The organism is Flavobacterium niveum, assembly GCF_055231775.1.
Map to the genome: position 1 here is coordinate 241,176 of NZ_JBUYSX010000007.1, position 18,822 is coordinate 259,997.

Annotated in this window: 19 protein-coding genes; 10 read left to right on the forward strand and 9 right to left on the reverse strand. The window is 44.8% G+C overall.

Going from position 1 to position 18,822, the window contains the following annotated elements; translation table 11 throughout:
- Window positions 1-8 precede the first annotated feature (8 nt).
- Both ACZIX4_RS17625 and ACZIX4_RS17630 read right to left on the reverse strand, forming a co-directional pair.
- Window positions 9-890 (reverse strand): lysophospholipid acyltransferase family protein, encoded by an 882-nt coding sequence (locus tag ACZIX4_RS17625; protein ID WP_463336960.1) that lies wholly within the window; start codon window positions 888-890, stop codon window positions 9-11.
- Window positions 891-1,004: 114 nt separating this feature from the next.
- Window positions 1,005-1,910: a lysophospholipid acyltransferase family protein gene (locus ACZIX4_RS17630; RefSeq protein ID WP_463336961.1), complete on the reverse strand. Its 906-nt coding sequence runs from the start codon at window positions 1,908-1,910 to the stop codon at window positions 1,005-1,007.
- Between the two features lie 481 nt (window positions 1,911-2,391).
- Here ACZIX4_RS17630 and ACZIX4_RS17635 point away from each other — a divergent pair, with 481 nt between their 5' ends.
- The 3 genes from ACZIX4_RS17635 to ACZIX4_RS17645 are packed head-to-tail and all read left to right on the forward strand — an operon-like array spanning window position 2,392 to window position 5,099.
- Window positions 2,392-3,405 carry a DHH family phosphoesterase gene (locus ACZIX4_RS17635; RefSeq protein WP_463336962.1) on the forward strand — a complete coding sequence of 338 codons (1,014 nt, stop codon included), beginning with the start codon at window positions 2,392-2,394 and terminating at the stop codon, window positions 3,403-3,405.
- 1 nt (window position 3,406) lies between these two features.
- Entirely contained in the window at window positions 3,407-3,964 is a 558-nt protein-coding gene (gene gldI, locus ACZIX4_RS17640) for a gliding motility-associated peptidyl-prolyl isomerase GldI (RefSeq protein ID WP_463336963.1), read from the forward strand.
- Window positions 3,965-3,983: 19 nt separating this feature from the next.
- Window positions 3,984-5,099: a peptidylprolyl isomerase gene (locus ACZIX4_RS17645; protein ID WP_463336964.1), complete on the forward strand. Its 1,116-nt coding sequence runs from the start codon at window positions 3,984-3,986 to the stop codon at window positions 5,097-5,099.
- Window positions 5,100-5,424: 325 nt separating this feature from the next.
- On the opposite strand, the gene ACZIX4_RS17650 is transcribed toward ACZIX4_RS17645, so the two are convergent.
- Complete coding sequence (locus ACZIX4_RS17650) at window positions 5,425-5,859, reverse strand: hypothetical protein (RefSeq protein WP_463336965.1); 435 nt, start codon at window positions 5,857-5,859, stop codon at window positions 5,425-5,427.
- A 31-nt stretch (window positions 5,860-5,890) separates the two neighbouring features.
- Window positions 5,891-7,108, reverse strand: a complete 1,218-nt coding sequence (locus ACZIX4_RS17655) for a T9SS type A sorting domain-containing protein (protein WP_463336966.1) — start codon at window positions 7,106-7,108, stop codon at window positions 5,891-5,893.
- Between the two features lie 184 nt (window positions 7,109-7,292).
- Between ACZIX4_RS17655 and ACZIX4_RS17660 the strand changes: the two genes are divergently transcribed.
- Window positions 7,293-7,418, forward strand: coding sequence for a hypothetical protein (locus tag ACZIX4_RS17660; RefSeq protein ID WP_463336967.1), 126 nt, complete (start codon window positions 7,293-7,295; stop codon window positions 7,416-7,418).
- A 28-nt stretch (window positions 7,419-7,446) separates the two neighbouring features.
- On the opposite strand, the gene ACZIX4_RS17665 is transcribed toward ACZIX4_RS17660, so the two are convergent.
- Window positions 7,447-7,743 (reverse strand): hypothetical protein, encoded by a 297-nt coding sequence (locus ACZIX4_RS17665; protein ID WP_463336968.1) that lies wholly within the window; start codon window positions 7,741-7,743, stop codon window positions 7,447-7,449.
- 72 nt (window positions 7,744-7,815) lie between these two features.
- On the opposite strand from ACZIX4_RS17665, the gene ACZIX4_RS17670 reads away from it, so the two are divergent.
- Window positions 7,816-8,034, forward strand: coding sequence for a hypothetical protein (locus ACZIX4_RS17670; protein ID WP_463336969.1), 219 nt, complete (start codon window positions 7,816-7,818; stop codon window positions 8,032-8,034).
- Between the two features lie 217 nt (window positions 8,035-8,251).
- On the opposite strand, the gene ACZIX4_RS17675 is transcribed toward ACZIX4_RS17670, so the two are convergent.
- Window positions 8,252-11,671 carry a methylmalonyl-CoA mutase family protein gene (locus ACZIX4_RS17675; protein WP_463336970.1) on the reverse strand — a complete coding sequence of 1,140 codons (3,420 nt, stop codon included), beginning with the start codon at window positions 11,669-11,671 and terminating at the stop codon, window positions 8,252-8,254.
- 145 nt (window positions 11,672-11,816) lie between these two features.
- On the opposite strand from ACZIX4_RS17675, the gene ACZIX4_RS17680 reads away from it, so the two are divergent.
- Window positions 11,817-12,506: an endonuclease/exonuclease/phosphatase family protein gene (locus ACZIX4_RS17680; RefSeq protein ID WP_463336971.1), complete on the forward strand. Its 690-nt coding sequence runs from the start codon at window positions 11,817-11,819 to the stop codon at window positions 12,504-12,506.
- Between the two features lie 114 nt (window positions 12,507-12,620).
- Here the strand turns inward: ACZIX4_RS17680 and ACZIX4_RS17685 are convergent, their stop codons facing one another.
- Entirely contained in the window at window positions 12,621-13,271 is a 651-nt protein-coding gene (locus tag ACZIX4_RS17685; RefSeq protein WP_463336972.1) for a VOC family protein, read from the reverse strand.
- A gap of 181 nt (window positions 13,272-13,452) precedes the next feature.
- Window positions 13,453-14,133 (reverse strand): DUF4919 domain-containing protein, encoded by a 681-nt coding sequence (locus ACZIX4_RS17690; protein WP_463336973.1) that lies wholly within the window; start codon window positions 14,131-14,133, stop codon window positions 13,453-13,455.
- A 194-nt stretch (window positions 14,134-14,327) separates the two neighbouring features.
- Here ACZIX4_RS17690 and guaA point away from each other — a divergent pair, with 194 nt between their 5' ends.
- The 4 genes from guaA to ACZIX4_RS17710 all read left to right on the forward strand — a co-directional run bounded on the left by guaA (window position 14,328) and on the right by ACZIX4_RS17710 (window position 17,888).
- Entirely contained in the window at window positions 14,328-15,857 is a 1,530-nt protein-coding gene (gene guaA, locus ACZIX4_RS17695; RefSeq protein WP_463336974.1) for a glutamine-hydrolyzing GMP synthase, read from the forward strand.
- Between the two features lie 258 nt (window positions 15,858-16,115).
- Window positions 16,116-17,099 carry a LysM peptidoglycan-binding domain-containing protein gene (locus ACZIX4_RS17700; protein WP_463336975.1) on the forward strand — a complete coding sequence of 328 codons (984 nt, stop codon included), beginning with the start codon at window positions 16,116-16,118 and terminating at the stop codon, window positions 17,097-17,099.
- Window positions 17,100-17,245: 146 nt separating this feature from the next.
- Window positions 17,246-17,581 carry a type II toxin-antitoxin system RelE/ParE family toxin gene (locus ACZIX4_RS17705; RefSeq protein WP_463336976.1) on the forward strand — a complete coding sequence of 112 codons (336 nt, stop codon included), beginning with the start codon at window positions 17,246-17,248 and terminating at the stop codon, window positions 17,579-17,581.
- A 7-nt stretch (window positions 17,582-17,588) separates the two neighbouring features.
- On the forward strand, window positions 17,589-17,888 hold the full coding sequence (locus tag ACZIX4_RS17710; RefSeq protein WP_463336977.1) for a helix-turn-helix domain-containing protein: 300 nt from the start codon (window positions 17,589-17,591) through the stop codon (window positions 17,886-17,888).
- A 42-nt stretch (window positions 17,889-17,930) separates the two neighbouring features.
- Here the strand turns inward: ACZIX4_RS17710 and ACZIX4_RS17715 are convergent, their stop codons facing one another.
- On the reverse strand, window positions 17,931-18,779 hold the full coding sequence (locus ACZIX4_RS17715) for a GIN domain-containing protein (RefSeq protein WP_463336978.1): 849 nt from the start codon (window positions 18,777-18,779) through the stop codon (window positions 17,931-17,933).
- Window positions 18,780-18,822: the final 43 nt, after the last annotated feature.

The window sequence follows — 18,822 nt, forward strand, 5'->3', positions numbered from 1 at the left end:
ACATTGATTTATTTTCTCCGGTGTTTAAAGCGTTTGTGTGTCCACAGGTAGTAGGCGGGTTCTTTAAGGATTTGTTCCTCTAACATCTGCATAAAGCGGTCGGTTACCTCATAGTTGGGTATCTGTTTCAGGTCGCCTTCCACTTTTATAAAGGTGCATTGGTAGTAGCCGCGCTTTACCTTTTCTATTTTAGCATAAACCATATTAAGCCCCAGCTTTTTAGACAGCATTTCGCCGCCTATCTGTATGGGCACTTCCATCCCGAAGAAATTTCCCCAGTGTATGGCAGCGCTTTTTAACGGAGACTGGTCGGTTATAAATCCATAAAAACCTTTTTGCCCGGTACGGTTATTTTGACGTATAGTAGGTATAACCTCTTTTACACTTACAAGTTCAGCATTAAAGTGGCTGCGCATTTTCTTTACCAGGCGGTCAAAATACATGTTTTTAATAGGCTTATAAATACCGTAGCCCTTAAAGGTTTCGTTTTCCAGGCGGGTATGCATTACTAACAACCATTCGTAACTGGCATAATGCCCTATGAGTAAGGCTACGCTTTTGTCTTCTTTTTCGAGTTCCTCTATTACTTCAAAATTGGTAAACACAAAGCGTTCGTTTATCTCTTTATCGGTAATGCTCAGCGTTTTTATCATTTCCATGAAGCTGTCGCAAAAGTGGTGGTAAAAACGTTTTTCCAGTGCGCGTTTTTCCTCCGGGCTAAGGTGTGGCAGTGCCAGGTCGAAATTTTTGCGTACGATTTTTTTTCGGTAGCCGCCTATGCGGTAAACAATGAGGTAGAAAAAATCAGACAACAAATACAGCAGCGGAAACGGCAGTATAGAAATGAACCAGATAACGGGGTATGCCAGTATGTAGGCAATTCGTTGCATTAGAGTAGTGAATTTTAATAATGCAAAGATAACGCTTTATTTAATTGCCGAATTAGCAGGCGTGTTTTTACACCCTGTGCTCTTACTGTAAATATATAGGTTATTTGTAAGGGATTATTCCCCGCAGCGGGTGTCGTTTTCCTTCTCGTTCCTACAGTGTTTAAAGCGTTTATGCGTCCACAGGTAGTAGGCAGGCTCTTTAAGTATCTGCTCTTCCAGCATCTTCATAAAGTTATCGGTTACCTCAAAGTTAGGTACTTTCGTAACATCGCCCTCCACCCTTAAAAAGGTGCATTGGTAATAGCCGCGCTTCACTTTTTCTATTTTAGAGAAGGCAATATTAAGCCCCATTTTTTTAGATAGCATTTCGCCGCCTATCTGTACCGGTACTTCCTGCCCGAAGAACTTGCCCCAGTGTATGGTAGAATTTAGCAAAGGGCTCTGGTCTGTAACGAAGCCGTAAAACCCGTGTTTGCCCTCGCGCAGGTTTTTGCGCATGGTGGGTATTACATCCCTTACGCCTATGAGCTCAGAGTTTAGCCTGCCGCGGATTTTCCTTACCAGTCGGTCAAAATATATGTTCTTTATGGGTTTGTAAATACCAAAGCCTTTGTGGGTGGTAAGGTGCTGGCTCATGCCCAGTATCCACTCATAGTTAGCATAGTGGCCGGTAAGCAGGGCAGCGCTTTTGCCTTCACTTTCCATTTGGTGCAGCGCTTCGGGGTTTGTTACCACAAAATGCTCGGCCACTTCCTGTGGCGACATGCTCAGGGTTTTCATCATTTCCAGGAAACTGTCGCAAAAGTGGTGGTAAAATTTCTTTTCGGTTTTATGCAGTTCCTCCTTGCTTAAATGCGGCAAAGCCCTGCGCATATTGGCACGCACCGTTTTTTTACGGTAGCCGATAATGTGGTATACCAATACATAAATACAGTCTGACAAGATGTAAAGGATAGGGAAGGGGAGTATGGAAACCGTCCAGATAACAGGATAAGCAGCCAGGTAGGCGAGTCTTTGCATTAAAACAACTTTTTTTCCAAATATACTGTTTATTATTTAATATCAAATAAAACGTTTTAGTTATGAACGTTTAGTTTTAAGAAGGGGAGTTTTAGTATACTTTTCAGGATATAATAACGTGAATTTCAAAAAGAAATTGTGGATTGGGTGAAAGCACACTCTTTAGCTCTTTCAAAAAGTTATATGTGGATACATCTTAGCGTCTTTGCGGGAAATTTTTTACCACAAGGGGCACAAAGTTTTACACAAAGTCCACAATTGGCCTAAACTATATTTAACACGAACACAAAGGCTTTCCTTTGGAAAGCGAAAAAGTCAACAAAGCGATTTGTGTCTACAGGATTACCTCTGTATAATCTTCCCTACAAAAATCTAACAATCCAATGTTCCAACAATCCAAAAATCCAATAATCTAAAAATCCAACTATCCATCCTTTTGGCACAAAATTGGCAGTATCGGAAAAAAATGTAAATTCGCACAATGATGACAAGCGAAGCGATACACACGGCACAGCAGCTGCTGGCCACCCCAAAAAAGATTGCCATAATACACCACCGCAACCCCGATGGCGATGCACTGGGGTCTACACTGGGGCTTTACCATTTTTTACTGCAACTGGGCCACCAGCCCACCGTAATAAGCCCTAACGATTACCCTGATTTTATAGCATGGCTGCCGGGCGCCGAAAACGTACAGATTTTTGAACGCGATATACACAACGGCATTAAGCTGCTGGATGAAGCCGAGCTGGTTTTTACCCTGGACTTTAACCACCTGAGCCGCACCGGCGATACTATGGAACCCGCACTGCGCAGGGTACAGGCGCCGTTTATAATGATAGACCACCACCAGAAGCCGGATGACTATGCCGCGGTTACCTTTAGCAATACCGCTTATGGCAGCACCTGCGAAATGGTGTACCACTTTATAACCCAGTTGGGCTACGGCCACCTGATAAACAAAACCATAGGCACCTGCCTGTACACGGGTATAGTTACCGATTCGGGTTCGTTCCGTTTCCATACCACAACAGGTACCACGCACCGTATAGTGGCCGAATTTATAGACCTGGGGGTAGACAACAGCGCCATACACAGCCTGCTGTTTGACAACAGTTCGCCCAGCCGCCTGAAGACCCTTGCAAAAGCACTGGACAATATGGTGATACTGCCCGAATACAACGCCAGCTATACCTACCTTACACAGGAAGAGCTGAATGCCGTAAACCACATGAAAGGCGATACAGAAGGCGTGGTAAACTACGGACTTAGCGTTAAAGGTATTGTATTTACAGCGTTTTTTACCGAAAATAAGGAAGAAGGCATCATAAAAATATCGTTCCGTTCTAAGGATGGTTTTGACGTGAACCAGTATGCCCGCGAACATTTTAACGGAGGGGGCCATATTAATGCCGCCGGGGGCAAAAGCACCGAGAGTATGGAGGCTACCATACAAAAATTTATTGCTACCTTAGCGCACATTAAAATAGGATAATATGAAGAAGGTTACAGGTATAGCCCTTGCCCTGGCGGCAGTGGCGCTTACAGCGTGTTCGCAGCAGCAGGCCCGCAGGCCGGTTTCGCACAGCGAAGGCTCGTTTATGGAGGAGAGCATAGAGCGCAATAAAAAACTGATAGCCACCGAGGAGCAGGAAATAGACTCTATTATAAAAAGCACGCCGAATGTAAAGTACATAGCCTCGGCCAAAGGTTACTGGTATACGTACAACACTGAGGTGGCAGATGATACCATACGCCCTAAAGTAGGCGATATAGCCTATTTCGACTACGAGATAAAGGATATAAAAGGCAATGTAATATACAGCAAGGCCGAACTGCGCCCACAGGTATACCGCGTAGACAAGCAGAACATAATGATGGGGCTTCGCGATGGCATAAAGCTGATGAACGAGGGTGAAACCGTAACGTTCCTGTTTCCGTCTCACATGGGCTTTGGCTACCACGGCGACAACAACCGTATAGGTACTAACCAGTCGCTTATTTGCACCGTAACACTAAATGATATTAAAGCCGATACCACGGCAAAGCATTAATTAATTATAAATGAAACCGATGACAAGTCTTTTTTTAAGCCTTATTGCCTTATTTTCCTCGTGCATGAGCACGCCTGCCAATACTGATGGGCCTGTAGTACAACAAAAAATAGAACTGGATAAGCTGGAGCCCGGCATGTATGCCGAAATGGTAACTACAAAAGGTACCATACTGCTGCAACTGGAGTTTAAGAAAACCCCGCTTACCGTGGCTAACTTTGTTTCGCTTGCCGAAGGGGACAACCCGCTTGTGGAAGAAAAATACAAAAAGAAGAAGTTTTATGACGGGCTGAAATTTCACCGTGTGATTAAAGACTTTATGATACAGGGCGGCGACCCTAATGGTAACGGTTCGGGTGGGCCGGGCTATAAATTTGCCGATGAAATTACCGATATGAAACATACAGGCCCCGGCATACTGAGCATGGCCAATGCAGGCCCTGCTACTAACGGCAGCCAGTTCTTCATAACGCACAAAGCTACACCGCACCTTGATGGTATACACACCGTATTCGGGCACGTAATACAAGGCCAGGACGTGGTAAACGCCATAGTACAGGGCGATGAGCTTACAACCCTGAAAATTATCCGTGTAGGTAAGGAGGCTAAGAAATTTGACGCCCCTAAGATATTTAAGGAAATGACTGAAAAAGCCATAGCCGAACAAAAGAAGAAAGACGAAGCACTGGCTAAGGCTAAGGCCGATAAGGTAGCGTACTTTGCAAAAATGAAAGCCGCCGGTACCAAAACCGAATCAGGACTGGTATACAGCGTGATTAAAAAAGGCACTGCTGCCAAGCCTGCCGACGGTACTGAGGTACTTGTAGACTACTCCGGCTACCTGGAAAAAGACGGTTTCCTGTTTGATTCAAGCATTGCACAGGTGGCTAAGGATATGGGTAACTACATCCCGCAGAAGGATACCGCAAAGGCCTACGTGCCGATACCTTTTACCATTGGTACTAAAGAGGGCATGATACCGGGCTTCCTGGAAGGCCTTGCCAAAATGGTGCCGGGTGATGAGGTTATCATCTTCATCCCGTCGCACATCGGTTACGGTGAGCGCGGTAACCCAAGGGGTAAAATACCTGGGAATGCCGACCTTGTTTTCGAACTGAAAATGGCTGCTAAGTAGATTATTAGATTTTTAGACTACCTGGATTGTTAGAAAGCTAGACTTTTGGACAACCAGATATTTGAGATAGAAAGCCTCCGTTTATGCGGGGGCTTTTTTTTATGAGACACTGGATGCATTAAGAACGAAACACTGATGACACAGATTTAATGGATTTACGCAGACCTCTTCCTACACCGTCATTGCGGCACGAAGCGATCTCATAATATTTCAGATTATCAGATTAGTTAGACTACTTGGATTATTAAATCATTGGATTTCCGGAAATCTAAGAAGTCTAAAGCTCTAATAATCCAAAAATCTAACAATCCAACAATCCAACCTTCTATTTAAATTTCCAGTCAAATTCATCCTTGGCATTAATAATAGCGCCAACCTCTACACGTACTACCGTGCCAAATTCTACCTGGAAAATGGCCCAGTTGTCTTCGTTAAAGTAATTATCTACCGAGTCGAATGTTTCGTGTTCAAAGGCTTTCAGGCCGTTTTGTTTCAGTTGGGCTTCCAGCGAAGTCCATTCCTGCCCGATGATTTTTATGCCTGACAGTTCGGCCTCAGGGTGCGATGCTATGATGTAGCCCAGCCTGAAACCCTCATCGGCATAAAAGGTAAGGCGCAGTTTTTTATCGTTGTACAGGTATATGGTATTGTCTTCGTCGTCTTTGTACGTGCGCGAAGGGTTGCCGTACAGCGCCTTAACGTCTTTTTCGCGCATGCCGAACAGCAGCCCATTGATACCCGATTTCAAATTGATTTTCATAATGCATTTGTTTTGCACAAAGATAGCAAAACTACTGCTTTATAAGGCGCACGGTACCGCTTGCATTGCCTTCCACCCGCACAGAATACACCCCGGCACTCAGGGTAGAAATGTCAATGGTTGTGGCAACATCGGTAATGTCGCCATCGCCCACCTCTTTGCCTGCCACATCAAAAATGGTGTAAGTACTGCCGCGGAACGTGTCGGGAGCCTCAAGCGTTACGCTGGCGGTGGAGGGGATGGGGTAGAGGAGCAGGCTTTCCTTTGCGGCAGCCGCTGTAGAAAGATATCCCTGAAGGTACTGGGTAAGGTCTATGGTAAAAAGCCGTGCCGTACTGTTTAAAAACGGCGGCTGCTGAAAATGCTCATTGCTCAGGTAGTAGTGCAGGCCGTCGTTAGTGGTAATCCCCTCTGCCTGCAGGAAGTTAACCGAAATATTCAGCTTACGCCGGTTCCCGCCAAAAAAATCTTCCCCCTGAAAATCGTACAACAAATAAATAAATGGCGAAAGGGTGCCACTGTAGCCGCACAGTGCTATGACCCGCTTTTCGGGTAGCCAGGCAGCGCCGGTTATAAGCCCGCTTACGTTATAGGTAGCCAGCAGTTGGGCAACCTGGTTCCCGGCGGTTTTCGGCAGGCGGTACAGGCTCGTTTTTTTGCTCACCCATTGTTTGGTAAACAGGTAAATATAGTTGGTACCCACAATCATGGCTTCGCAGTCAAAATCAGTATGGTTGTTGCCCGTTGCGGCCAGGCTCGTTTGATCCGAGTAGGTAAAATTAATGGTCTCCGTAACCGGGCTGCCCGACATCAGGCCCGCCTTGCCCACCTTAAGGATGTGCAGGTTAGTACGGTTGCCGTTTACGTTATTGCCAAAATCGCCGATGTAAATATACTCATTGTCCTGGTCTATGTCTTCCCAGTCCTGGTTTACGGCACCGGCCACATTAAGCGTCTGGGTAATTTCCCCGTTGGCAGGGTCTATGCGGTACAGGTGGGTATCGGTATCGTCGTTATGGGTATACACATAGCTGTCCCACAGCACCAGTCCCGATGTTTCGTCTACCGTGCCGGGCAGGGTTACATTGGCCGTAGGGGTTACGGAACCCGAAGCGTAGGTGCACGAACCGTCGTTTACGGTGGCGTTAGGGTTGTAGCTGGCCGATAGGGGATCTGTACAGCCGTATACCTGCGCGCCGGCAATCTGTGCCAGCAGCAGGAGTACTGGTAGCAGGTAAATTTTCTTCATGTCAACGTCCTTTTATTGTGTGCTATAAAATTAGCTATTACTTACCCTAACAAAAAGCCAATTAGCATAGCTTTAAGTTGCCTTTCAGTGCGGCTTTGCCTGTAAAAAGCTATAGTTACGTTAAAGCGCGCTGCCATAAACCACAGGCTTGCTAACTTTAGTACAAACATAAAAAAATACTGACATGAACAAGTTCTTTCGCGCACTTATAGCAGGCTGGGGCGCCAAAAAAATTGGAGGCGGGTGCATAGGCACCATTATAGCGTTTTTAATATTATACTACTTGTTGGGGTATTGCGACAGGATGTAGTTGTCATATCCCATTGTAGGTATGGCTATTAATTATGTGTATCGTGATGAGAATGATGCGTATCGTGATGGGAATGGTGCGTATCGTGGCTGTGAGTAGTATGATGATGCATGGCCGAATCAAAATCATTCATGGACTGTTGATTTTGCATTGATGAAATATCATTTTGGTGGTTGAATAACTCGTGATGGCTATCTGTAAAATTACTATCAGAATGGTGTATATGATCACCTGATTTCGCCGTTTTATTTAAGTCGCCGAATATTTTTTTTCCAAGGGCAATTAAAATGACTACCACAATTAAAAAGTAAAATGGTTCAAACATGGTTGATGGATTTTGTCAATTAAAAATACAAAAACTTTTAAAATCTTGTTACACTAATTTTGTCAAAACCTGATGGCAAAGTTAGGGAGTTATACAGGCCAAAGTACTGAAGGCATTCGTTCAGTAAAATCCAATGTGGGTGAAGCTGCCAACAACCAACAACCAACAACTAACAACTATCAACCTAAAAATCCCATACGGAAAATTCAGCGGCGGAGTACTGAAGCCAACCCTTCAGTAAAAACGCTGTGGAAAATGTGGAATATTAGTGGACTATCAATTGTGGATTGAAAATGTTATATGTTTTATTTTCAATTAATTGTGTTTTTTAGTCTCGACTAAACTTCCACTAAAAAACGTACTTTTTTGTACAAATTGTGGAATATTAGCTGTTGATAACTTTTTCCTGTAAAAATATACGCACAAAAAAGTCCCGCCGCAGCGGGACTGATTTTTTATGCAGAGTGAGTCGAATAACCAAATAAACGAATCACCGTATAACCTAAAATTACATATTCCTACGGTACTGCCCACCCACCTCAAACAAGGCTGCCGTAAGCTGCCCCAGCGAGCATACTTTAGTAGCTTCCATAAGCTGTTCGAAGATGTTTTTATTCTGTATCGCAGCCTCCTGGATTATAGAAAGTTGTTCTTTAACCTTCTCAAAGTTAGACTGATGCAGGTTTTCGAGCGTATGTATCTGGAACTGTTTTTCGTCCTCCGTAGCACGGATAACCTCGGCAGGCACCACCGTAGGCGACCCTTTGCTGCTCAGGAAGGTATTCACTCCTATGATTGGGAACTCGCCTGTATGCTTAAGTGTTTCATAATAAAGGCTTTCCTCCTGTATTTTAGAACGTTGGTACATGGTTTCCATGGCGCCGAGCACACCGCCACGCTCCGTAATACGGTCAAATTCAGTCAGTACCGCTTCCTCCACAAGGTCGGTCAACTCCTCTATGATAAACGACCCCTGTATAGGGTTTTCATTCTTCGCTAAGCCCAGTTCTTTGTTGATAATCAGTTGTATAGCCATTGCACGGCGCACGCTTTCCTCGGTAGGCGTGGTTATGGCCTCGTCGTAAGCATTGGTATGCAGCGAGTTACAGTTGTCGTATATGGCGTAAAGCGCTTGTAATGTGGTTCTTATGTCGTTGAAGTCAATCTCCTGCGCGTGAAGTGAACGCCCTGAAGTCTGTATGTGGTACTTCAGCATTTGTGCACGCTCGTTAGCGTTGTATTTGTTTTTCAGTGCTTTAGCCCAAATGCGGCGTGCCACGCGGCCTATCACAGCATACTCAGGGTCGATACCGTTACTAAAGAAGAACGACAGGTTCGGCCCGAAATCGTTGATGTCCATACCGCGGCTCAGGTAGTACTCCACATACGTGAATCCGTTAGCTAACGTAAAGGCTAACTGTGTGATAGGGTTGGCACCAGCCTCAGCAATATGGTACCCGGAGATAGAAACTGAGTAGAAATTTCTTATGTTTTTTTGTATGAAGTATTCCTGTACGTCGCCCATCAGCCTCAGCGCAAATTCCGTACTGAAAATACAGGTGTTTTGTGCCTGGTCTTCCTTTAAAATATCGGCCTGAACCGTACCACGAACCTGGCTTAATGTTTTGATTTTTATATCGTTATATACATCGGCCGGCAGTACCTGGTCGCCTGTTACGCCAAGGAGCATCAGCCCAAGGCCGTCGTTGCCCTGTGGCAGGTCACCGTTATAGCGTGGGCGCTCGGTACCCTTGACTTTATAGATGGCTTCAATTTTTGCATTAACCTCATTTTCAAGGTCATTTGCTTTAATATACAGTTCGCATTGCTGGTCTATGGCGGCATTCATGAAGAAACCCAGCAGCATAGGCGCAGGTCCGTTGATGGTCATACTCACCGAGGTCATGGCATGTGCCAGGTTAAAGCCGCTGTACAGCTTCTTGGCATCGTCCAGGCAGCAGATGGAAACGCCTGCATTACCTATCTTTCCGTAGATGTCAGGCCTGTGCCCCGGGTCGTTTCCGTAGAGCGTAACACTGTCAAACGCAGTGGATAAGCGTTTTGCAGGCATGCCTAAACTCACGTAATGGAAACGCCTGTTGGTACGCTCGGGGCCACCCTCACCGGCAAACATACGGGTAGGGTCTTCGCCTTCGCGTTTAAAAGGGTAAAGCCCTGAGGTATAAGGGAATTCACCCGGTACATTCTCCTGAAGGCACCAGCGCAGCACATCACCCCACGCCTGGTATTTCGGCAGGGCAATTTTAGGTATCTGGCTGTGCGACAGCGATTCGGAATGCGTTTGTATTTTAATTTCCTTATCGCGTACCTTAAAGGTATACACAGGGTTCTTGTATTTGTTTACCTTTTCATCCCACGTAAAAATCACCTCCCAGTTGTACGGGTCAAGGTTCATTTTTACCCTATCAAACTCAGCTACAAGCAGTTTCAGGAAACCGGCATCGCCTTTAGCATTGGCAATAGGCTCTATGCCAAACTTCGCCAGTTCGGGCTTCACACCCGTAACCGACTCAATGGTTTTATAAATCCCGTACAGTTTTTGTGCCACATCTTGCTGTGATACAACGGTTTGGTCGTACGTACGGTTGTTTTCGGCAATCTCGCTCAGGTAACGTGTGCGGTGCGGCGGGATTACGAAAATCTTCTCGCTCATCTCACGCGTAATCGTAAACTCCGATTTCAGTTCGGCGCCGGTTTTCTCTACTATTGTATCCATGATTTTACGGTACAACGTGTTCATTCCCGGGTCGTTAAACTGTGAGGCAATGGTACCGAATACCGGCAAATCATCGGGCTTCGCATCCCAAAGGTTATGGTTGCGCTGGTACTGTTTCTTTACATCACGCAGGGCATCAAGGGCGCCGCGTTTGTCGAACTTATTTATGGCAACAACATCGGCAAAGTCTAGCATGTCAATCTTTTCCAGCTGGGTAGCGGCACCAAATTCGGGTGTCATTACGTACAACGCTACATCGCTGTGATCCAGTATTTCTGTATCGCTCTGCCCAATGCCCGAAGTCTCAAGGATAATCAGGTCGTACTTAGCGGCCTTAAGCACCTGTATGGCTTCGGCTACGTATTTGGAAAGGGCCAGGTTACTCTGCCTTGTAGCAAGCGAACGCATGTACACCCTTGGGTTGTTAATGGCATTCATACGGATACGGTCGCCCAGCAGTGCGCCACCCGTTTTACGCTTACTCGGGTCCACCGAAATAAGACCTATGGTTTTTTCAGGGAAATCAATCAGGAAGCGGCGTACCAGTTCATCTACAAGCGATGATTTACCCGCACCGCCCGTACCGGTTATACCCAGCACAGGGATGTTAACCCCCTCATTATCTTTATGAATGGTTTCCAGCGTAGGGGCTGCCACTTCTGGGAAGTTCTCTGCCGCTGAAATGATACGTGCTATGGCTGTCGGAACTTTTTCGGCAAGGTGCTTTACTTCACCGTTCAGGCTTTCGCCAAGCGGATAATCGGCCCTTTGTACCAAATCGTTTATCATGCCCTGAAGGCCCAGTTCGCGGCCGTCATCCGGTGAATAAATACGGGTAATGCCGTACTCATGAAGTTCACTGATTTCAGACGGAAGGATAACACCGCCGCCGCCGCCGAATATCTTAATGTGGCCTGCGCCTTTCTCGTTCAGCAGGTCGTACATGTACTTAAAGTACTCGTTGTGGCCGCCCTGGTACGAGGTCATGGCTATGCCATTGGCATCTTCCTGTATGGCGGTATTTACCACCTCTTCCACACTGCGGTCGTGCCCCAGGTGGATTACCTCCACGCCTGTAGACTGGATAATGCGGCGCATGATGTTTATGGCGGCATCGTGGCCGTCAAACAACGATGCTGCGGTTACTATGCGTATTTTATTTTTAGGAATATAGGGTTTTACGGGTTCCATCCTGAAATATATTCAATTTTATGTACGCAATTTAGGAAATTTTTAAAGATTGTAAAATTTTGAACCTAAATTTAATTGTTTCACGCGAAAAAATACAGGATTAATATTTATACTTATATTTTTGGACGGAACAAACCTGCCATTAATGAAAATCGCCACACTAAATATTGACTGGGCAAGGAAACTGAAACGCCATAAAACAGAGCAGTTTCTTAATGATTTTAGCTTTGATATTCTGGTACTTACTGAGGGCGTCAACCTCGATTTGCCCAACTATACATACAAATATCTTTGCGATCCGATTCCTGAGCATATTGAATATGAGGGGATTAATTATGCCGAATATCTCGAAGGCGAAACGGCTTATCGTACTATAATTTATTCTAAATATCCTTATACGAAACGATTTGAAGTGGTTGACAGTAAAACTTCATTAGCGCTTGAATTTGAAACGGATATGGGAAGTATCGTGATTTATACATTAATTGTAGGTACGCAATTTCGTAAAAAGCCCTATGCCCAAACAGAGCTGGATAACCTTATTGCTGATTGCAAAAGGATTTACAGTAGTAATCAAAACCTTATCATTGTGGGTGACCTTAATACCTCATTCAGGGAAAATGAAAAACAGTATTGCATTAATACAACTACCACACAGGCACTTACTGCTTTGTTTGGGCGTTTAGGTTTGTATGTGCCAACGAATGTTTTGGAACAAAATATCGACCATATTGTTATTCCTAAAGTATTTGGGAACAAGGTAGTTGAATGCGGTATATTTGTAGAAAAGGATATTGTCAGCGACCACAAAGGGGTTTTCATTAATCTTACTTAATTGTAATACCTACAAGGTCTTAAAGACCTTGCAGGAACCGCACCCAAATCTAAACATCTAATATTCTAAAAATCCAAGTAGTCTAACCTTCTAACAATCCAACAATCTAAATAGCTACCTCGCTATGTGCTCTATAATCCCATCTTCCATAAACACTATGCGTATGGGGTGCGACTGCGCTGGTACTTCAGTAGGGTACCAGTTGCGCCCGCGTTCAGATATTAGTACAAGCCCTTCGTCATCGCCCAGTGCGGTAAAATCGTCACGGCGTGGCTGGCGTTTAAACACAGGGATTCCCTGCTCCTTTATCAGCAGGTCGGCCAGTTCGGCAACACGGCTGGTAACCAGCGCCACCTCGCTCAGACCCATGTACGTTTTATAGCTGAAAGGTTCGGCATCGTAGGCGCGGGTAGGGTAGCGGGTTATCATCTCTACTATATTACCGTTGTTGTCGTAAAAGTAAAACGACTTGGCATCCCAGTCTACAAAGTTGGCAATATCGTTACCCGGCTCTACCTCAATGATTTTGGCGTTTTTGCCAATATAGTTATGGCAGTCGAAAAAACGGTTGTTCGGCACGTCTATGGCAAAGTGGTATACCGGCTTTTCGTCCTCCGACTTCTTAAAAATCAGTTCCGTGCCGCCTATCTTAAAGAACAGCAAATCCTCTTCTTTTTGGAAAGGCTTGAGGCCCAATACATTTCTGTAGAATTTCTCGGTTTCAGCCAGGTTGTCGCTGTGCAGTTCCACTTCCAGTATGTTCATAGCGCTGTGTGTTTGGGATTTGTACTAAAGGTAGGGATTTTTTCTTAGCTGTCAGCTATCAGCCGTCAGCAATTAGCCCGAAATCGGAATAATCAACTTTTCATTTTCTTTTGTCCTATCCAACAATCCAAGTAGTCTGACTTTCTAAAAATCCAATAATCCAATAATCCAATAATCCAAATTACAATCCACTAACCTCCACGGGTACATTGTTTACATAAAAGTATACCCCTTGGCGGTTGTAGGCATTCTTATTCAGGGTAATGTAATCCATATTACCGGTTACGGCATAGTCGCTTTCGGCAGACTTAAAGCCCATCAGAGACAGCACTTCCATTTCGTTATCGCTGTCCAGCACGTGTATGCTGCGTTCGCGGGTGGTGCCGTCGCCACTGCTCAGTATGGCTTCGGCTATAATGTCGCACTGGGTGCGTTCGGCTATGGCCTCGTTAAATCGGCCCAGCTGCCTCAGGCAGGCAATGCGGAACTGCTTTACCGTAAGGCTGAACGGCTCATAAGCCAGTATCACATCAGTATACTGTACTGCGGTGGCACAGTCTGTTGCTGAGGGTGCCGGTTTTGACAGTATATCGTTCAGCTTTTGCAGTGCATCTACAGCCTGCTGTGCCGAAACCAGTGCAGGCACATAGGCATAGCCGTAATACAGGTGGCGTGCTTCCTGTAGTGTAAGGGTGGTATCGGCCTTTTGGTAACGGTTAAAAAGTTCGGGGTAATAGTAGCCCGAATTTTTATCGTGTATGTTTTTTTCTATAAGGGCATAATCGGGTTTTTGTATGTCCTGTGCGGCGGCATTGGTCCCGGCAAGCGCCAGGATGGCCAATAGGGTAAACAGCTTTTTCATAATCCTTAGCATTTATACCCTAAAGGTACGTCCGCATTTCCCTAACATTATGCCAATTGTGATAGTGTTAATAGAGAAGCCATCAGCCATCAGCGGTTAGCTTGTTGCGTGTATCTAAAAAAGCTGAAAGCTGATGGCTAATAGCTAATCACTAAAATATTTTCACAATTTCAAATATTGCCTTACTTTTGCGCATGCAACACAACGTACTTATTTTAGATTTCGGTTCGCAATACACACAGCTTATTGCGCGCAGGGTTCGCGAGTTAAACATCTTCTGCGAAATTTTCCCTTACAACAATCCCCCGGCCGATATTTCATCATACAAGGCCGTAATACTATCGGGCAGCCCGTTTTCGGTGCGCGCCGAAGATGCCCCGCATCCTGACCTTAGCGAAATTCGCGGTAAAAAACCACTGCTTGCCGTATGCTATGGCGCACAGTACCTGGCCCACTTTAACGGTGGCGAGGTAGCCCCGAGCAACATACGCGAGTATGGCCGTGCCAACCTGAGCTTTATTAAAGAGGGTGAGCCGTTCCTTGAAGGCGTGTCTGAAAACAGCCAGGTGTGGATGAGCCACAGCGATACCATAAAAAAACTGCCTGAAGGCGGTGTGGTACTAGCCAGTACTAAAGACGTGGCTAATGCTGCTTACCGTATAGAGGGTGAAACCACATATGCTATACAGTATCACCCTGAGGTATACCACAGTACAGACGGTACCAAAATGCTGGAAAACTTCCTGGTGAAGATAGCAGGGATAGAGCAAAGCTTTACACCAAACTCATTTGTAGAAGAAATAGTTGCCGAGCTTAAAGCTAAAATAGGCAGCGATAAAGTAGTACTGGGCCTTTCGGGTGGGGTAGACTCTACCGTGGCGGCTGTATTGCTAAACAAAGCTATAGGCGATAACCTGTACTGCATATTTGTAAACAACGGCCTGCTGCGCAAGGACGAGTTTGCAAGCGTACTGGACCAATATAAAGATATGGGGCTAAACGTAAAAGGTGTAGATGCATCTGAGCGTTTCCTGTCGCAACTGGCAGGTATAGAAGACCCGGAAACCAAACGTAAAACCATTGGCCGTGTTTTCATAGAAGTATTTGACGATGAGGCACACCTGCTTACCGACGTGAAATGGCTGGGACAGGGTACCATTTACCCTGACGTAATTGAGTCGGTTTCGGTAAAAGGGCCGTCGGCTACCATAAAGTCGCACCACAACGTGGGCGGCCTTCCAGATTTTATGAAGCTACAGGTGGTAGAGCCGCTTCGTATGCTGTTTAAAGACGAGGTACGCCGTGTGGGCCGTTCGTTAGGCATAGACCCTGAGTTGCTGGGCCGCCATCCGTTCCCGGGGCCGGGCTTGTCTATACGCATCCTGGGCGATATTACACCGGAGAAGGTTCGTATACTGCAAGAGGTAGACCACATATTCATCCAGGGGCTTAAAGACCATGGGCTATACGATAAAGTATGGCAGGCCGGCGCTATACTGCTACCTGTAAACAGTGTGGGGGTTATGGGCGATGAGCGTACCTACGAAAAAGTTGTTGCCCTTCGTGCTGTAGAAAGTACCGATGGCATGACGGCAGACTGGGTTCATTTACCTTATGAATTTTTAATGAAAATAAGTAATGAAATTATAAATAAGGTAAAAGGTGTTAACAGGGTAGTGTATGACATTAGCTCTAAGCCGCCAGCTACCATAGAATGGGAATAATAGAAAATAACATATGTTAGGAAACTAACTTTTAAATGCCCGATTGTTACAATCGGGCATTTTTATTCAATTTGGAATTATTTAAAATTCAAATAAAAATGCATTTTGTCGATTTTTATGTGTTTTTTATCGGAAATATGGCTAAATGGCTGATTTTTCTTAATTAAAATGTTGGTAGTACACATAAACTGCATTACCTTTATCTCCGAAGACCTGAATATTGAAGTGCATTTTATCCAACTAAAAACCTTAATGACTATGAAAAAGGTTTTACTTACACTAACATTGATGTTTGCCTTAACAGGCACAGCTTTTGCCCAGGGGGAGGGGCAGGCGAAAGAAAATGAGAACATCACCAGCCATCACATTGAAACGGGAGAGACCGTACTGATGATAGCTAAAAAGTACAAGGTTACCCCACGTGATATTTATGATTACAACCCAGATGCCGTAAACGGGATAAACCCTAATGGCATATTGAGGATACCGGTACACAGGCAGCAACAGTTTGCCAGTACCGCTACCAGGACAGGGGCATCTGCAAAGCCTAAGACAGCAGAGTATGCCGATGAAATGTATGCTTACTCGCCTGCTCCTGAAGCAGAGAAAAAAGAGGTAGCTGCAGCACCTGTAGCAGAAAGCAAACCTGAAGTGGCTGCGCCAAAGCCGGTAGTGGTTTCGTCTAACTCACTACAGACTTTTGAGCATACGGTACAAAGCGGTGAAACGCTGTATTCGCTGGCACGCAGGTACAATACATCGGTAAGGAGTATACAGGACGAAAATGCCGCCAAGCTGGCATCTGGCCTGGATACCGGTACTGTACTTAACATTACTACCAAGCCAAGGACGGGCGACCCTGAAAAATACGTAGCCCACAATGTGGCTGCGGGCGAAACCCTGTTCTCGCTGGCACGTAAATACAATACCACGGTAGCTGCCATTACCGACAGTAATAAGGCAGCACTGAAAAAAGGCCTTATGAAGGGCCAGCAGCTGATGATACTTCCGGGTGATATATCGGGTAACGGTTATGATGTAATAGCCAAGGCAGATATAAATACCGGTAATATAGCCCACAAGGTACAAAACGGCGAAACGCTGAATACTATAGCAGGCAAGTACCACACCACGGTAGAAGACATTACCGCTACAAACAAAAGCGAACTTAGCAGCGGCCTTAAACCGGGCCAGGTGCTTAATATAAAAGACAATACTGCACTGAGTACTGTAACAGAGTAGTATTAACAGCACTTTTCTTTAAGGGGGGAAAGTAACACACACAAATTTTTTTTTGTCAGTACAAAGGGGCAGCAAAGGGGGAACTTGCTGCCCCTGTTTTTTTATAAATAGTTGCAAAATGTTCACTTTTAAGGTAACTTTGTAGAATGGCAAGACAAATAATTTTTCATGGTAATTATTTTATTGAGTTTTACAAGGGACAGGATGAAAAGGTAAAACTTAAAATCCAGTATGTCCTTGAACTTATAAAACAAGTAGAACGAATACCTGAAAAGTTTCTTAAACACCTTGCCGGTACAGATGGATTATATGAAATAAGGATTGAATACCAATCTAATATCTATAGGATATTCTGTTGTTTTGATGAGGGTAGGTTAGTAGTACTCTTTAACGGTTTCCAAAAGAAAACACAGAAAACTCCTTCGAATGAGCTGGAGAAAGCTTTGAAATTGAAAGATGAATACTTTGAACAGAAAAAATAGTACTGCTATGGAAAATTACAATAATATTAAAAATTTTGATGAACTCATTGAATTAGAGCATGGCAAAATAGGTACCGAGTCCCGAAATGCATATGAAGAAAACTCACAAATGTTCATAATTAGTGAAATGCTTAAAGAAGCCCGAAAAGAGGCTAACCTTACCCAGGAACAATTAGCAGAAAAAGCAGGAACCAAGAAAAGCTATATATCTAAAATAGAGAATGGAAAAGGAAATATCCAACTGTCTACGCTTATAAGGATTTTTGAATTGGGCCTTAACAAGAGAATAGGCTTAACGTTCTTATAATAAAAAAACGGCCCGCAGGCCGTTTCGTCATTTCAGTATATTTTACTTATCCTTATCTTCTTTTTTGGCGAGTATGGCACTGTCGGCAAATTTTTTAAGGGTGATGATTAGCTTGTCCGGATTGCCGAATACCTCGGTAACTGTTTTACCTGAGGCGCTCATAATAAGGTTCTCGGCTACCATAACGCTGCTTTTGCTATAGCTTTCGGTAGTCAGTTCCATTTTCTTTGCCGTGAAGCGCTTACCTGTAAATTCGCACATGTTGTCCAGCCTTACCTCGGCAGTATCGGCATCGCCCTCTATGGCTGCCGATGTCTTTTGGTACATATCCAGCTTCAGCTCCTTACACGAAATAAGTGATTTCAGGTTGGCATCCTTAGCCAGGTCTACGGTAACGTTGCCGGTTTTCAGGTTGATTTCGGCTTTTGTTTTATCGTTCATGCTCAGCCCGAAGCTTTTACTCTTTATGTTGAGGTACAGCTTAGAGTAGTCGATACATTTTATTTTCAGGCTGTCTACTTCCATATCGGTAAGCGAGTACAATATGGCTTCGTGCTTGGTAACTATGCTTTTTACTGCCGCAGTGTAGTTGATGCGTACCGCTATCTTCTTGGCAGAGGTGATTTCTTTGCTGGTATAAATACGAAGGGTATTGCCCTTTACTTCGGCCATAATGCTTTCCTGCAGGTTGTCGTCGGCTTCCACTTCAAGGGGCTTGGCAGCGCCGGTAACCAGGTAGGCTTCTATATTGTCTTCCACCTCTATAATTTCAAACGGCTGCAGGTCTTTCTGTACAACGGTAACATTCTTGGAACCCTTAATTTTTTCACGCTTTTGCGCAAAAGAGGGCAGGGTAAGGGCCAATAAGGCAATCAGAGCAAGCTTCTTCATGTAGTAATTTTATGTTGAATAATGGTCAAAGCAAATATAGCAA

Coding starts and splice junctions, on each gene's coding strand:
- ACZIX4_RS17625 (WP_463336960.1), bottom strand. CDS start 890: ATGCAACGAATTGCCTACATACTGGCATACCCCGTTATCTGGTTCATT.
- ACZIX4_RS17630 (WP_463336961.1), bottom strand. CDS start 1,910: ATGCAAAGACTCGCCTACCTGGCTGCTTATCCTGTTATCTGGACGGTT.
- ACZIX4_RS17635 (WP_463336962.1), top strand. CDS start 2,392: ATGATGACAAGCGAAGCGATACACACGGCACAGCAGCTGCTGGCCACC.
- gldI (WP_463336963.1), top strand. CDS start 3,407: ATGAAGAAGGTTACAGGTATAGCCCTTGCCCTGGCGGCAGTGGCGCTT.
- ACZIX4_RS17645 (WP_463336964.1), top strand. CDS start 3,984: ATGACAAGTCTTTTTTTAAGCCTTATTGCCTTATTTTCCTCGTGCATG.
- ACZIX4_RS17650 (WP_463336965.1), bottom strand. CDS start 5,859: ATGAAAATCAATTTGAAATCGGGTATCAATGGGCTGCTGTTCGGCATG.
- ACZIX4_RS17655 (WP_463336966.1), bottom strand. CDS start 7,108: ATGAAGAAAATTTACCTGCTACCAGTACTCCTGCTGCTGGCACAGATT.
- ACZIX4_RS17660 (WP_463336967.1), top strand. CDS start 7,293: ATGAACAAGTTCTTTCGCGCACTTATAGCAGGCTGGGGCGCCAAAAAA.
- ACZIX4_RS17665 (WP_463336968.1), bottom strand. CDS start 7,743: ATGTTTGAACCATTTTACTTTTTAATTGTGGTAGTCATTTTAATTGCC.
- ACZIX4_RS17670 (WP_463336969.1), top strand. CDS start 7,816: ATGGCAAAGTTAGGGAGTTATACAGGCCAAAGTACTGAAGGCATTCGT.
- ACZIX4_RS17675 (WP_463336970.1), bottom strand. CDS start 11,671: ATGGAACCCGTAAAACCCTATATTCCTAAAAATAAAATACGCATAGTA.
- ACZIX4_RS17680 (WP_463336971.1), top strand. CDS start 11,817: ATGAAAATCGCCACACTAAATATTGACTGGGCAAGGAAACTGAAACGC.
- ACZIX4_RS17685 (WP_463336972.1), bottom strand. CDS start 13,271: ATGAACATACTGGAAGTGGAACTGCACAGCGACAACCTGGCTGAAACC.
- ACZIX4_RS17690 (WP_463336973.1), bottom strand. CDS start 14,133: ATGAAAAAGCTGTTTACCCTATTGGCCATCCTGGCGCTTGCCGGGACC.
- guaA (WP_463336974.1), top strand. CDS start 14,328: ATGCAACACAACGTACTTATTTTAGATTTCGGTTCGCAATACACACAG.
- ACZIX4_RS17700 (WP_463336975.1), top strand. CDS start 16,116: ATGAAAAAGGTTTTACTTACACTAACATTGATGTTTGCCTTAACAGGC.
- ACZIX4_RS17705 (WP_463336976.1), top strand. CDS start 17,246: ATGGCAAGACAAATAATTTTTCATGGTAATTATTTTATTGAGTTTTAC.
- ACZIX4_RS17710 (WP_463336977.1), top strand. CDS start 17,589: ATGGAAAATTACAATAATATTAAAAATTTTGATGAACTCATTGAATTA.
- ACZIX4_RS17715 (WP_463336978.1), bottom strand. CDS start 18,779: ATGAAGAAGCTTGCTCTGATTGCCTTATTGGCCCTTACCCTGCCCTCT.